Source organism: Cryobacterium sp. 10I5 (assembly GCF_035019865.1).
GTDB classification, from domain to species: Bacteria; Actinomycetota; Actinomycetes; order Actinomycetales; family Microbacteriaceae; genus Cryobacterium; species Cryobacterium breve_A.
On sequence record NZ_JASJVI010000029.1, the window covers coordinates 25,708 to 40,065 of the forward strand.

15 protein-coding genes are annotated in these 14,358 nt (G+C 69.1%); 2 read left to right on the forward strand and 13 right to left on the reverse strand.

Annotation, left to right across the window (positions count from 1 at the left end; all coding sequences use genetic code 11):
* Positions 1–38: 38 nt before the first annotated feature.
* The 4 genes from QN350_RS09575 to QN350_RS09590 are packed head-to-tail and all read right to left on the reverse strand — an operon-like array spanning position 39 to position 3,503.
* Complete coding sequence (locus QN350_RS09575) at positions 39–1,568, reverse strand: CYTH and CHAD domain-containing protein (protein WP_322139199.1); 1,530 nt, start codon at positions 1,566–1,568, stop codon at positions 39–41.
* Positions 1,569–1,615: 47 nt separating this feature from the next.
* Positions 1,616–2,398 carry an arsenite methyltransferase gene (gene arsM, locus QN350_RS09580; RefSeq protein WP_322139198.1) on the reverse strand — a complete coding sequence of 261 codons (783 nt, stop codon included), beginning with the start codon at positions 2,396–2,398 and terminating at the stop codon, positions 1,616–1,618.
* The gene (locus QN350_RS09585; protein ID WP_322139197.1) at positions 2,395–3,156 is read right to left on the reverse strand and encodes an MIP/aquaporin family protein; all 762 of its coding nucleotides are present in this window, start codon (positions 3,154–3,156) and stop codon (positions 2,395–2,397) included. The genes arsM and QN350_RS09585 overlap by 4 nt, the downstream gene beginning before the upstream one ends.
* Positions 3,153–3,503, reverse strand: a complete 351-nt coding sequence (locus tag QN350_RS09590) for an ArsR/SmtB family transcription factor (RefSeq protein WP_281534243.1) — start codon at positions 3,501–3,503, stop codon at positions 3,153–3,155. Before QN350_RS09590 ends, QN350_RS09585 begins: the two co-directional genes overlap by 4 nt.
* Before the next feature lie 91 nt (positions 3,504–3,594).
* Between QN350_RS09590 and arsD the strand changes: the two genes are divergently transcribed.
* Complete coding sequence (gene arsD / locus QN350_RS09595) at positions 3,595–4,002, forward strand: arsenite efflux transporter metallochaperone ArsD (RefSeq protein WP_322139196.1); 408 nt, start codon at positions 3,595–3,597, stop codon at positions 4,000–4,002.
* A 9-nt stretch (positions 4,003–4,011) separates the two neighbouring features.
* Positions 4,012–5,814 carry an arsenical pump-driving ATPase gene (arsA, locus tag QN350_RS09600; RefSeq protein WP_322139195.1) on the forward strand — a complete coding sequence of 601 codons (1,803 nt, stop codon included), beginning with the start codon at positions 4,012–4,014 and terminating at the stop codon, positions 5,812–5,814.
* 53 nt (positions 5,815–5,867) lie between these two features.
* Here arsA and QN350_RS09605 read toward each other — a convergent pair whose 3' ends face one another.
* The 9 genes from QN350_RS09605 to QN350_RS09645 form a co-directional block, all read right to left on the reverse strand.
* On the reverse strand, positions 5,868–6,278 hold the full coding sequence (locus QN350_RS09605; protein ID WP_322139194.1) for an arsenate reductase ArsC: 411 nt from the start codon (positions 6,276–6,278) through the stop codon (positions 5,868–5,870).
* A 184-nt stretch (positions 6,279–6,462) separates the two neighbouring features.
* The gene (locus QN350_RS09610) at positions 6,463–7,245 is read right to left on the reverse strand and encodes a phosphate ABC transporter ATP-binding protein (RefSeq protein WP_198413438.1); all 783 of its coding nucleotides are present in this window, start codon (positions 7,243–7,245) and stop codon (positions 6,463–6,465) included.
* 263 nt (positions 7,246–7,508) lie between these two features.
* Positions 7,509–8,660: a sortase gene (locus QN350_RS09615; RefSeq protein WP_322139193.1), complete on the reverse strand. Its 1,152-nt coding sequence runs from the start codon at positions 8,658–8,660 to the stop codon at positions 7,509–7,511.
* Complete coding sequence (locus tag QN350_RS09620) at positions 8,657–9,403, reverse strand: hypothetical protein (protein WP_322139192.1); 747 nt, start codon at positions 9,401–9,403, stop codon at positions 8,657–8,659. The genes QN350_RS09615 and QN350_RS09620 overlap by 4 nt, the downstream gene beginning before the upstream one ends.
* Positions 9,404–9,527: 124 nt before the next feature.
* Positions 9,528–10,436 (reverse strand): hypothetical protein, encoded by a 909-nt coding sequence (locus tag QN350_RS09625; RefSeq protein WP_322139191.1) that lies wholly within the window; start codon positions 10,434–10,436, stop codon positions 9,528–9,530.
* Between the two features lie 90 nt (positions 10,437–10,526).
* Positions 10,527–11,630, reverse strand: coding sequence for a WxL protein peptidoglycan domain-containing protein (locus QN350_RS09630; protein ID WP_281534235.1), 1,104 nt, complete (start codon positions 11,628–11,630; stop codon positions 10,527–10,529).
* Between the two features lie 125 nt (positions 11,631–11,755).
* Complete coding sequence (locus tag QN350_RS09635) at positions 11,756–12,832, reverse strand: hypothetical protein (RefSeq protein WP_322139190.1); 1,077 nt, start codon at positions 12,830–12,832, stop codon at positions 11,756–11,758.
* Between the two features lie 34 nt (positions 12,833–12,866).
* The gene (locus QN350_RS09640; protein ID WP_281534232.1) at positions 12,867–13,961 is read right to left on the reverse strand and encodes a hypothetical protein; all 1,095 of its coding nucleotides are present in this window, start codon (positions 13,959–13,961) and stop codon (positions 12,867–12,869) included.
* A 112-nt stretch (positions 13,962–14,073) separates the two neighbouring features.
* A partial coding sequence (locus QN350_RS09645; RefSeq protein WP_416347727.1) for a hypothetical protein occupies positions 14,074–14,358 on the reverse strand: 285 nt, incomplete at its 5' end.

The window sequence follows — 14,358 nt, forward strand, 5'->3', positions numbered from 1 at the left end:
TTCGGGAACCTGCGGACGGGAGTCGTGCCCTGTCAACGCTAGAGCGCGGACTTGGGGAAGCTCTTCCACGCAGACCGGAACCGGCTTTCGAGGTGTGCGCCGCGGAACTGTTCGGTCGCGTGCAACCGGCCGTAGGTGAACGAGTTCTCGTTGTCGATGAAGGCGCGCATGCCGAGGGTGAGCAACACTCCGCGCGCGACGACGCTGTCGTGGTGCTCGCCGAGGATGTCCTGCACCAGGCGCGCAGCGGCGACGACCCTGGCGGCGCGCTTGGGACGCAGGACGAGCGCTGATTCCGTCGTGTACCGCAGGCGCTTGGCGATCTTGCGGACCTCGTGCAGCGCGGCGTCGTGGTCGGGGCCTTGCGGCACGACGCGAGCAGCGCGAACGGCCTTGCGCAGGCGGCCGCCGTCACGCTTGACGAGTCCAGGGACCACGGTCCGCGCCGGTTTCTTCGCGAGCGCGGTGAACGGCGGTTCGGCAATGACGGCGTCGAGCGCGTCGAGCAGCCGGAAGTAGCGCGGACTGTCGAGGACGGTTTCCGCGGCGGTCTGCGCCGCGGCGAGGTCGGCCGCGAAGTGTGTGTCCAGGCGTTGCTTGACGTGCCCGACCACGAGCTTCGCCGGTTCGGAGGACAACGACCGGGCGAGGTTGTGGTGCAGCACCTCGTTGTCGCGGGCGGCGCCGAGCACCCGGGCGATCCACTGGAGTTCGTCCCCGAGGGTGTTGGCCAGCCCGTTCGGGAGCAGGTCGCGATAGGTGGCCAGCACCGAGCGCATCCGCCGGGTCGCGACCCGCATCTGGTGCACGGCCTCGGCGTCGTCGCGCCGCACGAGCGGGTCCTGGCGGACGAGCACCCGCATCTGGGCGTCGAGGTAGGCGAGCAGCAGTGCCCCCGTCGTGCTCGACTTGCTCGGCGGGGCCGGTGGGGCAGGCGGGTCTGCGGGGATGCGGTCGCCGAGGGCGCGGCCGAGCTTCGAGGGGTAGCCTGCCCGACGGACTCCCCCGGCGAAGAAGACGTCGGCAACGGCGTCGAGCAACTCGGGGGTTCCCTCGACGAGTTCGATCTCCCATTCCCGCCACTCCTGGCGCAGCGGGTCGGGGGCGAGACGGTCGGCCTGCACGCTGTCGTCGCAGACCTCGGCGAGCACGGCACCGGTCTCGCCGCGCAGCACGTGCACGATCCGGTGATTGCGCAGCCGCACGACGGGCCCGAGCACCCCGTCGCGCACGAGCACGCGTACCCGATCCTGGAGTCCGGCGGGCACGAGCTCGGGGTCGCTGCCGAGCGGCTCGTGCACCTCGCGGCGCTCGTCGGGGCCGCGGCCGTCGACCCCGGACGGGAGCTTCAGGTGCCAGCCGGCGTCGTCACCGCCGGTGCGGCGCCGCAGCGTGATCCGGTGCGCCGCGAGGGTGAGGTCGGCCGTGTCGAAATAGACGGCGTCGAGGGAGTGCTCGACGGGGGCATCCACCCAGGTCACACCGGGCAGGTCCTGGAGCGGGGGCAGAACGGATGCCGCGTCGACGTCGTATTTGCGTTCAACCTCGGAAAAATCCACGGCATTCATGCCCGACAGTGTACGCCCGGGCCACTCCCGACCCGCGTCACACGCGGTCAAGCCACGGGCTTGACCGCCTTGACGATGGCACCGTGCATTTCGGACGCAACCTCGTGGGTGTACTCGACGCTGATGTCGGTGAATCCGGCGGACGTCAGGGCGTCGAAGTACTCCTGCCGGGAGAGTGCCCCCGCGATGCAGCCGGCGAAGCTGCCGCGCTCGATGCGGTCCTGCTCACTCAGGTGGTCCTCGGCGACCACGTCGGAGATGCCGAGACGGCCGCCGGGCTTCAGGACGCGATTCATTTCGGAGATGACGGCGGCCTTGTCGGCGGAGAGGTTGATCACGCAGTTGGAGATGATGACGTCGATCGAGGCGTCGGGCAGCGGGATGTCCTCGATCCGGCCCTTGACGAATTCGACGTTCGTGGCGCCGGCCTTGCTCGCGTTGGCCCTCGCGAGGGCGAGCATCTCGTCGGTCATGTCGAGGCCGTATGCGAAGCCGGTGGGGCCGACCCGGCGCGCGGAGAGGAGCACGTCGATGCCGCCTCCCGAGCCGAGGTCGAGCACGGTTTCGCCGGGGCGCAGGTCGGCGACGGTCGTCGGGTTGCCGCAGCCGAGGCTCGCCAGCAGCGCCTCTTCGGGGATCTCGGTGCTTTCGCCTCCGGTGTAGAGGATCGACCCGAACACGTCGCCGTTGCCGAGATCGGTGGGCACGCAGCAGGAGCCCGACGCAGCGGACACGTCCGTGAGCTGGAGTGCCGCCGCGGCGTAGCGCTCCCGGACGAGCTCGGTGATGTCGGCCTTCTGCGTCATGTCGACCCTGTCATCCATGGTCATGCCTCCCGTTCTGATACCCGCCCGGTGGCGGATGCTGCGACGACGTCCGAGCGGACGGCCGCCGTGGTTCCCTGGTGCGGATAGAGCACGCGCACGAGCGCCAGCCCGAGGATGCCGCCGAGGAGTTGGGCGCCCACGTAGCCGGGCACGGATCCGGGGGCGATGCCCGCGAAGGTGTCCGTGAACATCCGCCCGATGGCGATGGCGGGGTTGGCAAAGCTCGTGGAACTCGTGAAGAAGTAGGCGGAGCCGATGTAGGCGGCCACGGCGGCGGGGGCGAACTGGCCACGGCCGGAGCGGGCGAGGGCGAAGATCACGAGCACCAGACCGGCCGTCGCGACGACCTCGGCGAGCAGGTGCGGTCCCGTCAGGCGATCTGTGCCGCTGAGTGCGACCGCCGGCAGCCCGAACATGGAGTTCGCGAGCACAGCTCCGGCGACACAGCCGGCGACCTGGGCGGGCAGGTAGCTCGCGAGGTCGCGCCAGGGGCGAAATCCGAGTGCGACGTCGACGAGGGAGACGACCGGATTGAAGTGCGCGCCGCTGAGGGGTGCGAGCACCACGATCAGCACATACAGGCCCAGGGCGGTCGCCGCCGCGTTCTCGAGCAGCTGCAGGCCCACGTCGCCCGGCGACAGGGCGGATGCCGCTATGCCGGACCCGATGACGATCGCGCTGAGCAGGGCGCTGCCGAGGAACTCCGCGAGCGCACGGCGCTGCCAGGTGGTCGGCGGGACGGCGGGCGATGCGTCACTCATGCGGTCGTCAACAGTCGGGCGACGGAGTCCAAGGCGCCGGGCACGAGGGCGAAATGGGCCCAGGTGCCCACCTGCCGACGGCTGAGGAAGCCGGCATCCGTGAGCACCTTCAGGTGGTGCGAGACCGTGGACTGGCTCAGCCCGACCGGCTCGGTCAGGTCGCAGGCGCAGGCCTCCTGGCCTTCCGACGCGGCCACGATCGAGATCAACCGCAGCCGGGTCGGGTCGGCAATGGCCTTGAGCGACCGCGCGAGTCCGGCCGCTTGCGTGGCGGTGATCGGTTCCCGGGTCAGCGGCGCGCAGCACGCGCTGACGTCGGTGAGGGGAAGCAGGGTGGTTGTCGACATGGCACCAGCATAGCGACGTATTGACATAGATCGATATAGAGATTCATACTGGAGTATCGATACAAATCGATATAGCGAGACAAGGAACCCCATGACTGCCATTCGAATCTACGAGCCGGCCCTGTGTTGCGAGTCCGGCGTGTGCGGACCCGACTCCGACGCCTCCCTCGTCACCGTCGCGGCCGATGTGCGCCGCCTGAAGGACCTCGGCGCGGACATCGAGCGCCACAACCTCGCGACCGACCCGACCGCCTTCACCACCGACGAGACGGTCCTCGGCTTCATGCGCACCGTCGGCTCGAAAGGCCTCCCCCTGACCGTCGTCGACGGCGTCACCGTCGCCACGGGGGCCTATCCGAGCCGCGACGACCTGCTCGCCTTCGCCGGCCTCGGCGACCCGGCACCGGTCGCACCCGTCCGCACCGAGCTGGGGCTGACCGAGCGCGGTCAGACCGAGAAATCAGGCGGATGCTGCGGCGGCGTCTCGGGCTGCTGCTAAGCCGTCCCGATGAGATTCCTCGAAGACCCGCCCCGCTTCCTGTTCTTCACCGGCAAGGGCGGGGTCGGCAAGACCTCGGTCGCCTGCGCGACCGCCCTCGACCTCGTCGGTCGCGGCAAGCGCGTGCTTCTGGTCAGCACCGACCCGGCCTCGAACGTGGGCCAGGTCTTCGGGGTGCGGATCGGTAACACGGTCACCCCCCTCGTGAACGTCCCCGGCCTCTCCGCGCTTGAGATCGATCCGGAAGAGGCCGCAGCCGCCTACCGCGAGCGCATCGTCGCGCCCGTGCGCGGCCTGTTGCCCGAGGACGAACTCGCCGGCATCATCGAGGGCCTGTCCGGCTCCTGCACGACCGAGATCGCCTCGTTCGACGAGTTCACCAGCCTGCTTGCCGACGAGTCCGTCTCCGGACAGTACGACCACGTCGTCTTCGACACGGCCCCGACCGGGCACACCATCCGCCTGCTGCAGTTGCCGGGATCCTGGACCGAATTCCTCGAGGCCGGCAAGGGCGACCCGTCCTGCCTCGGCCCGCTCTCCGGGCTCGACAAGCATCGGTCGATGTACGCCGCCGCCGTCGGGGTCCTCACCGACCCAGCGCGCACGCGCCTGGTCCTCGTGGCCCGCGCCCAGACATCCTCACTCGCCGAAATCGAACGCACCTACCGGGAGCTGAACCAGATCGGGATCGACGGAGGATTCGTCGTGGTCAACGGCGTACTGCCGGAGGCCGCAGGCGAGGAGGACCTCACCCGGGCCGTCCGGGCCCGCGAGCGCGCCGCCCTCGCCGACCTCCCCGCCGCGATCTCCGGCCTCCCGCTCGACGTGCTCGAACTCAGGGCCGCCAACATGGTCGGGATCCCGGCATTGAAGTCGCTCTTCGCGGCGAGCACCGACACGGGCGAACCCGGCGCGATCGGCGCGATCGGCGCGATCGGCGAGACGACGGAACCCGGGGACGTCGTCGACGCGCCACTCGCTGCCCTCGTCGACGCGATCGAACGCGATGACCACGGCCTGGTGCTCTGCATGGGCAAGGGCGGGGTCGGCAAGACCACGATCGCCGCGGCCATCGCGGTCGCTCTCGCCGAGCGCGGCCACGCCGTGCACCTCACCACCACCGACCCGGCCGCGCACCTCACCGAGACCCTGCACGGCAGCGTGCCCGGTCTCGAGGTGTCCCGCATCGATCCGGTCGAAGCCGTACAGACGTATCGCGACCACGTGATGGCGACCAAGGGCAAGGCCCTGGACGCGGAGGGCCGTGCGGCACTCGCCGAGGACCTCCTCTCCCCCTGCACCGAGGAAGTCGCCGTCTTCCAGCAGTTCTCCCGGGTCGTTCACGAGTCCCGCCGCAGATTCGTCGTCGTCGACACCGCGCCGACCGGGCACACGCTGCTCCTGCTGGATGCGACCGGGTCCTATCACCGCGAAATGGCGCGGCAGATCGGCGACTCGCTTCCGTTCACGACACCGCTGATGCGCCTGCAGGACCCGGCGCTGACCAAGGTCGTGCTTGTGACCCTCGCCGAGACGACCCCGGTCCTCGAGGCCGAAGGCTTGCGGGAGGACCTCGAGCGGGCCGGGATCCGGCCGTGGGCGTGGGTGGTCAACGCTTCCCTGGCCGCGGCCCACCCCACGTCACCGTTCCTGCGCGCCCGCGCGGCGCACGAGGTCGAACAGATCGACCGGGTGCGCCGGATCGCGGACCGGATCGCGATCGTTCCCCTCCTGCCCGAGGAGCCCATCGGGCAGGATAGGCTGGCCGCGCTGACCGAACTCGAAGCGCCCAGCCTCCAGCCGGCCGTCTGACCTTCCCTGGCCCGAAGGTCAGGCCCAGGGGCGGCATCCGCCCTGTGGTCGAACTAGAGCGCGGCGGGGAGGAGCTCGGCGAGGAGGGCCTGGATACGGGCCTTGATGTCGTCGCGGATCGGGCGCACCTCGTCGATGCTCTTGCCCTTGGGGTCGACGAGCTCCCAGTCCTCGTAGCGCTTGCCGGGGAAGATCGGGCAGACGTCGCCGCAGCCCATGGTGATGACGACGTCCGACTCGCGCACCTGCTCGGTGGTCATCAGCTGGGGCACGGCCTGGGAGATGTCGATGCCCTCCTCCTTCATTGCGGCAATGGCCATCGGGTTGATCTGGTCTCCGGGCTCGGACCCCCCCGAGCGCACCTCGACCGCGCCGCCGGAGAGGGCGCGCATGTAGCCGGCAGCCATCTGCGAGCGACCGGCATTGTGGATACAGACGAACAGGACGGTGGGCTTCTCAGACACGGGGATTCCTAACTCTCGATGTCCTCAAAGTATAGACGTTTATCTATGCTTTGGGAATCCCTCGAAGCCGACTCTCTCCCGACGCCCGAACCAATTCGACGGAGTTTTTGTCTTCTGAACCGATTTATCTGCCCGCTAACGCGCCAGAAACCCAAAAAGTCCGTCGAATTCGTTAGAGACGGGGTTAGCCGAAACGACCGTTGACGTAGTCGGCGGTGCGGCTGTCGATCGGGTTGCCGAACATCGCGTCGGTCGGCCCGTGCTCCACGATGCCGCCGGGCGTGCCCTGCGCGGCGAGGAAGAACGCGCAGTTCTGTGAGACCCGCTGGGCCTGCTGCATGTTGTGCGTCACGATCACGATCGTGACCTCGTGCGCGAGTTCGAGCATGGTCTCCTCGATCACCCGCGTCGAGGTCGGGTCGAGGGCCGAGCACGGTTCGTCCATCAAGAGGATGCGCGGGGTCACCGCGAGCGACCTGGCGATGCACAGTCGCTGCTGCTGTCCGCCGGAGAGGCCGGAACCGGGGGCGCGCAGCCGGTCGCGCACCTCTTTCCAGAGCCCGGCCTTGGTCAGGCAGCTCTCGACGAGGAAGTCCTTCTCGTCGTTGGAGGCGCGCTTGCCGGTGAGGGTGAGCCCGGCGATGACGTTGTCGTAGATCGACATGGCCGGGAACGGGTTGGGCTTCTGGAACACCATGCCGATGCTCTTGCGGGCGTCGACGAGCTTGCGTTCGGGGTCGTAGATGTCCTCTCCGTCGAGGAGCACCTCGCCGGCGAGGCTCGCGGACGGCACGAGTTCGTGCATCCGGTTCAGGATGCGCAGGAACGTGGACTTGCCGCAACCGGACGGGCCGATCAGCGAGGTGATGATCCCCGCGGGCATGGTCAGGTTGACCCGGTCGAGCACCTGGCGTTCGCCGAACCACGCGGAGACGTTGCGGCCCTCGAGGGTTGCGAGTGGTGCGATCTCGCGCGCGGGCGGGGCGAAGCTCGCTGCGACGACCTGGTCGAGGCTCGAGGGACGCTTTTTCCACGGCGCGGTGAAGGCGCCGACCCGGAACGGCTTCGGTTGCACGTCGGCGCGGTCGGGCTGGCGGGCCTTCCGGCCGCGCTGGCCGGACGCCAACACCTTCGGCAGCACCTGCGTGAGCTCGTCGTTCTGCACTGGATCGGTCATGACCACTCGTTTCGTTGTTCTACAGCAGTTTCGGGACTACGGCAGGTTCGGGACTACAGCAGGTTCGGGAGGAGGCGCACCAGCTGGTCGGCCACGAAGAGCCCCCCGACGGTGACGACCGGAAGGAAGACGATCCAGGTCTTGCGGAGGCCGACCCGACGGAACGCCCAGACGGCGGCGAGTTCGATGACCAGCAGGAACTGCAGGGCGAAGACGAGGGCCCAGACCGTGGTGGTGTCGGTGGCCAGTTCCTTGTCCTGCAGGGGCAGGGTCGCGAAGGTCGTCTGCCGCTTGCCGGCCGGCTTCGTCTCGGAGACGAGCTCGGCATCCACTCGCACGACACCGCTCGGCACGTAGGCCGGGCCGCGTGCGCTCTCGAGGATCAGCCGGCTCTTGCCCGCACCGAGGGTGGCGGGAGCCGGGTCACCGGCGTAGCGCAGGCCGAGCACGGAGAACGTCTGTTCGCCCTGGCCGGTGATCACGGTGAACTGCTGGCCGGGCCGCAGCTCCTGCAGCCGGGCGAACGGTCCGCCATACGCCGCCGCCCGGCCCATGAGCACGCTGATGCCGGACTGGCCGGGGAGCGGGGTGTCGCGGCGGTGGCCGGGTCCGGTGCGCAGGGTTCCGGAATCGGTGCCCTCGACCACGATCTCGTGCACGTCGATCGAGGGGATGTCGAGGACCGCGACGGGGGTCCCGGCCGTGAGCAGCACCTTGTCGACGGTGCCCTCGCTCACCGGCGCGGTGCCCTGGGACAGCTCGTATCGGAACGTGTTCGTCAGTTGTTGCTGGGACACGATGTGCTGCAGCTGCCCGAGCACCGTCAGATTGGCGAGGAAACCGAAGATGAGGATGGCGACGATCGCGAGCGCCGAACGGATGACCTGGTCACGCTGGGTGAGGATGACCGGAGGGCGCGGCGGAACCGGGCTGCGCCGGGGCGGCGTCGGGATCTTCGGCGGCCTGGGCGGCTTGCCCTGGCGCCCGCGCTTCGGCGGCGTGCCGGGCAGTCCGCCTCCACCGGCGATGGCGGAGCCTTCGTCGGTCGGTGACCAGTCCCGGGGGCCGGGCACCTTCTCCGCACCGGGTTGCAGCGTGGGTGCCGCGGCGGCGTTCGCTACGGGCGGGACCCAGCCCCGTGGCATCTTCGGCGGCTTGGGTGCGGTCGGAAGTTTCGGGCGACGGGGCAGCCGGGCTGTCGTCATGACGCCACCTCTTCCACGGGTTCGGGAGCGGTTCGCGACAGGAGGAGCACGTAGCGCAGGATCAGGGACAGGATGCCGGCGATCGCAAGGACGATCAGGGCGAAGTATGGCGGGATGAGGGTGAACGAGTCCCGGGTGACGGGTGAGAGCGCCGTGCCCCCGATGTCCGCGGGCGGCGTCATGGTGACGTGACCCTTGAACCAGGCCCACTGGCCGACGTCCGGGATGGTGGCCGAGACGGTGCGGGTCTCGTTGGGGGCGAGGCCGTCGATGCTGACCTTGTCGACGATGGCGACGGGGAGGTCGACCGCGTTGTCGAGCCAGAAGCGCAGGCTCGAGGTGATCGGGGCATCCGTGATGTTGCGCATCGTGAAGTCGAGGACCAGGGTGCCGCCGCCCGGCCCGGCCTCGGAATCGGTGTGCGTCGTGAGGCCGCTCACGTAGAAGACACCGGCGATCTTCGTGGGATTCGCACCGAGCGCCGTCGCGGCGGCGGCGGTGTCCTTGATCGTCGTCTGGGTCACTGCGGGCACGGCCGGGAACTTCACGGGGGCCGTGACGGCCGGGGTCGTCGTCGCCCGGCTCGACGGTCCGACGACGCCGACGCTGATACCCACGCCCTTCGGGTCGTCCGTCGCCGCCTGCGCGCTCGTGGCGAGACCGGCCAGGCCCGCCACCGGCGCGAACGCGATGAGGACCACGACCAGAATCAGGCGCGCGTGAGCGGATGTGAGCACAGTCAAGTTAGTCCATTCGAGGTTTCGGCGAGCTGACGGGCGGGCAAACGAGAGGGAAACGAAGCGGGAAACCGAGCCTCGCTCATTCCGAGCCGCGCGAGCTTGACGGACCGAGCCGACGCCCGGCCGGTTACTGGGAGACGAGGGTGAGGGACAGGGTGGACCGGTAGGTGCCGACCGATTTCTCGGGCGGCGAGACGAAGGTGAGATCGGCATTGAGCACGGTCGTGCCCACCGGGTTCGCCGGGGCAGCCGCGGCGAGGTTCATCGGGTAGCTCGCGGTGCCTGCCGACTGGGCGGCGAACAGGCTGACGCCCGTCGCCTCGGTGCTGACGAGCTGCGGCGCGAGGCCGAGCTGCGTCTTGCCGATAGCGCTGCCGTCCGCGGCGTTGACGAAGTCGGCGACGTCGGCCGAGACGGTCCAGCCCTCCCGAGTGAGCACCCGGGCGTCGCTGACCGCGAAGCTGCCCAGCACACCGGTGGTCGTCGACCGGTTCGAGACCAGCACCGGGGCGTTGAAGGTCGCAACGGCCGCCGACGGCACAACCAGGCTCAGCACGCCGTTGGCGTCGCCGGTCGTGGCCGACCCGATCGTGCCTGCGTCGGTGATGGCGAAGGATGCCGCCACCTGACTGAACGGGTCGCCGGCGCCCGTCACACCCACCACCTCGATGGTGTGCCCACCCGCCTCGAGGTTGCCCGGAAGAGTGCCGCTGCCGGAGAAGTCGCCGGCGGCATCCGCCGTGCCGCTCACCAACAGCACGGGCGTGGAGTGCACCCAGACCTCCACGTGCGAGAACGGCTTCAGGCCGTGGATAGTGATGAACACCGGCGAGGAATCCGCCCGGGCGCCGACCGGGAGCGTGCAGTGGATCTCGACGGGGCCGGTGGGCAGCTGGTCCGCGACGCTGACCGTCAGGGCGACGACCCCGTTGTCATCGGCCTGCGCGCCGGCGGCCATCACGGCCGTTCCCCCCAGCGCGAGGAGGGCGACCAGGGCGCCCCTGACGATCATCGAACGGACAGGTGGTGTGGGCATGTTCTTCCCCGATGATTCCTGGTGCGGTGGAGCTGCGGTGCCTGGGTGAAGCTGCAGGGCAGTGGAGCGAGACGTGCTTCGGTGCGGTGGTTACGGTGTGGGGTTGTGACCGGCGGGGGCGTCTGCGCCGGCGCTCACGAGGGCCTCTTCGCGCGCCTTGCGGCGCGCTTCCGCCTCGGTGTATTCGATCCAGGCCGCGGCCCGGGTCGAGTCGCGCATGCGGCTGAGCCGCACGATGAGCCAGGTCACAGCGGCGAGGACCAGGAGGATCAGGAAGGCCCACGGGACCACGACGAGGCTCGTGTCGCGTTCGGCGGTGGGCAGGGCGCCGGCGTTGAGTGCGTCGGCGTCGACGGTGGCGGCGAGGGAGACGTGCGGGTTGAGGTAGACCCAGGCGCCGACACCGCTGACGGTGAGCGTCACGGTGCGGGAACTCCCGGGCAGCATCTCCGAGATCTCCTGGTCGGTCGGCCCCGAGAGCGGGATGCCGAAGATGCCCTTGACCTGCGAGACCGTGTTGGCCCCGAGGGACACGTTTCCGGTGTTGGTCAGGCTGACGCGGATCTTGGTGTCGCCGGCGAAGGGGTTGATGCTGCCCTCGTAGCTGGATTCGATGCTGCTGATCGTCAGCGCCGGCTGCAGCAGGCCTTTGACGCGCACGTACAGGCGGATGGCGACGCGCCGGTCGACCGAGACCTGTCCGGCCGGAGAGAGGGCCGAGACGACGATCCCGCCGGCGTGGTCACCGGGCTTCGCATCGGCCGGGGTCTTCACGGTGAACGGGAGCACCTGCTGGGCGCCCGGTTCGAGGGTGACGGAGACGCGTCCGGTGCCGTTCTCGAAGGTGACCCAGCTGCCGGCGTCCTTGGGGGCTTCGCTGCCCTCGAGGAGGGCGAACGTGCCGTCGTCGGCGTTGTACGCATCCGTGGCGTAGACCGTGACGGCCTGCGTGGTCGTTCCAGTGTTTTCGACGAGGTATTCGTCATCGATGACCTGGCCCGGATCGACCTGGTAGGTGAAACGCGATCGGTCCTGGTCGACGCCGCCGTTGGACGACGGGGCGCCGGCGATGCCGTCGGAGCCGTCCGCGGCCCAGGCGCCCGCGACCCCGAGGGTGAGGGTCAGTCCGAGGGTGACCAGCACTCCGGCGGCACCGAGTGCGATGCTGCGGGAGAGGGAGTGGCGGGGAGTCACGATCGACGTTCTCTTTTCTGCGGGCGGATCCGAAATCTGGGGGGTGGAGAGACATGCGGGGTGGTGCCGTGGAAAGGGAGGGACGGCGCGGGCGCCGCCCCTCCCCCTCTACTCGGGTTGTGTTACTACTTCGAGACGACCGTGAGGGTCAGCGTCGACGTGTAGGTGCCGGCCGCCTTCTCCTGCGGTGCGACGAAGGTCAGGCCGGCGTTGAGAACGCTGTCGCCGACCGTGTTGGCTGCCGCGCCGGAGGCGAAGGCGGCCGGGTAGGACGCCGAACCGGCGACCTGGGCTGCGGCGGCGGTGACGCCGGTCGCGGAGGTGCCGGCAACGGTGACCGACGGGGCGAGGCCGAGCTGCACCTTGCTGATGGTGCTGGTCGCGTCAGTGGAGTTGACGAAGTTCGCAACGTTCGCGGACAGGTCCCAGCCGTTGCGGGAGACGACGCGGCCGTCGTTGACCGTGACGGCACCGAGGGTACCGACCGTGGTCGACTTGTTGTTCACGAGCGACGGAGCCGAGAACGTCGCCGCAGCGCCGGCCGGAACCGTGAGGGCGAGTGCACCGTTGGTGGCGTTCGCGGTGGTCGGCGCGAGAGCGACGGTACCGGTCGTGCCGGCCGGAGCCGTCGCAGTGGGGGTCGGGGTCGGGGTCGGCGTGACGACGACATCCGCCTGAGCGGCAACCGTGAAGGCACCGGTCACCGGCGTGACGACGATCGAGCGGTAGAACCCGGCGGTTACCGCCACACCGTTGAGGTTGGTGCACGCGAGGCCGAGGCTGTAGTTACCGCCGGCAGCCTTGACTGCACCCTGCGCTCCGTTGATCATCGAGGACGGCGTCAGGAACGGGTTCAGCACGTTCAGGCTCGTGCCGTTGAAGCCGAGGGGAGCAAATGCCTTCCAGGTGTTCGGAACGTTCTCCGTGCCCGGTGCGGCGAGGAACGAGAAGATGCCGGTCGTGCCGACCGGGCAAGCAAATTCGCCGTTGATGTCGCCCTGAGCGGATGAGCCGATGAGGTCATCGGTCCAGCCGAGCGTCACACCATCGGCAAGCTGCGCCGCGTTGGTGTCATAGAGATAGACCGGGGCGGCGGATCCGTTGGTCTGGACGGAAGCCGAGGCGACCATGGAGGCACCGGCGACGAGGGCGAGGGAAACGACGCCGACGGCGGCGAAGCGGATCTTGTTGTTGAGCTTCATGAGTGTCTTATACCTTTTCTGAAAGTAGGTCGGGCTACTTGGAGATGCGGACAGCGGTGGTGGTGGACGGGGCGAGGATGCCGAACTTCTTCTTCAGCGAGCCCGCCTTGGCAGCGAAAGTGGTCTGCGAGTTGGTGAGGCTTGTGCCCTTGGTCGGGTCCAGCAGTGCGGCCAGCTGGGCGTCGTAGGCGGCGTTGGTCGGGTCGACGCGCGCGTACTGCACGACGAGGTAGGTGTCGCGGCCCCAGAGGGAGTCAGCGTAGTAAGGGGCGTTCGGGACCATCGAGGTGCCGGTGCCGGTGACGGGGGTGGTGCCGGCAACGAGCGAGCCGAGAACCGTGGTGTCCTTCTTCTTGGGGTAGCTGGCACCGGTGTTCATGGCGACCCAACGGGAGACCGACATCGGCATGATCTGGTTGACGCCGAGGTTGGACGCGTCGTGCTCCTGGCCGGTCTGGACACAGGAACCGAGAGTGGCGTCGGTGACGCCGATCTTGGACATGAAGTCCTTGCGCGTGCCGGAACCGGCCTGCGGGATGATCGGGGTGACCGTGACGCCGCCGAGGGTGGTGACGCTGCAGGTGTAGAGGCTCGTCATGGTCGCGGTGTCGATCGTGTCGATGCCGGTCGCTGTAGAGCCACTGTCGTAGGCGTAGGCGATGGCGTCACGGCCGAAGGGAACCTGAATCAGGCTTCCGGCGGCGTCGACGGTGCCGGAGCCCGAGGAACGCGCGATGTCAACCTGACCGCTGATCACGACAGCGGCAGGCGCGCCGACCGTACCAGACGTGTATGCCGCGCCATCGATGGAGCGGAGGAGCGCCGTGCGACCGTCGCCCGAACCGTTCGGGCGTCCAAAACGCACGCCTGAGGATTTCGTGGTGATGTAGATGGTTCCGGTCGCATCGAAGGAACCGATGGACGAGCCAGCCGCCGTCGTCGCACGCACTGCCGCGCCGGAAAGCGAGGAACCGTTGGCGAGCGAGCTGACGACGTCCTCCAGGGTGTCCGATCCGACGGCGACGTAGCTGTTGGAGACGGGCTCGGCGTTGGCCGGCGTCGCAATGGCGAAACCGGTGAGGGCGACACCGACGGTTGCGCAGAGCGCAATTGCCTTCTTCGAAATCACTGTGATGATGCCTTTCGGGTGTACTGCATGAGACGAACCCGGGCGGGAACGTCTTTCCTGATGCCCTGTCCCTGGCCGAAGCCGGAGATTGTGACGTCAAGCTGTGCGCGCATCAGGATCGTCTCCGGATGCGCGAGATCAGGGGGACCCCTCCGGCTGCAAGCAGCCCGGAGAGGAAGCCGGCAGGGATGGCTGCCGGAATAGGGCCGATGGTGGGATCGGCGGGGGTGGGCTTGCCGACGAGAGGGCCGGCTGCCGCACCGGTCGCCGCCGGGTCGGTGGCCGCGGTGCCTGCGACGGCGGCGGCGACGGCAGCGACGGCCGCCGTTCCACTCCCGGCACTCGGGTTGACGTAGGCCGCTGCCGGGGCTGCCACACTGGCTGCGACGGTCGGGGT

Coding starts and splice junctions, on each gene's coding strand:
- arsD (WP_322139196.1), top strand. CDS start 3,595: ATGACTGCCATTCGAATCTACGAGCCGGCCCTGTGTTGCGAGTCCGGC.
- QN350_RS09615 (WP_322139193.1), bottom strand. CDS start 8,660: ATGACGACAGCCCGGCTGCCCCGTCGCCCGAAACTTCCGACCGCACCC.
- QN350_RS09585 (WP_322139197.1), bottom strand. CDS start 3,156: ATGAGTGACGCATCGCCCGCCGTCCCGCCGACCACCTGGCAGCGCCGT.
- QN350_RS09575 (WP_322139199.1), bottom strand. CDS start 1,568: ATGAATGCCGTGGATTTTTCCGAGGTTGAACGCAAATACGACGTCGAC.
- arsM (WP_322139198.1), bottom strand. CDS start 2,398: ATGACCATGGATGACAGGGTCGACATGACGCAGAAGGCCGACATCACC.
- QN350_RS09625 (WP_322139191.1), bottom strand. CDS start 10,436: ATGCCCACACCACCTGTCCGTTCGATGATCGTCAGGGGCGCCCTGGTC.
- QN350_RS09590 (WP_281534243.1), bottom strand. CDS start 3,503: ATGTCGACAACCACCCTGCTTCCCCTCACCGACGTCAGCGCGTGCTGC.
- arsA (WP_322139195.1), top strand. CDS start 4,012: ATGAGATTCCTCGAAGACCCGCCCCGCTTCCTGTTCTTCACCGGCAAG.
- QN350_RS09635 (WP_322139190.1), bottom strand. CDS start 12,832: ATGAAGCTCAACAACAAGATCCGCTTCGCCGCCGTCGGCGTCGTTTCC.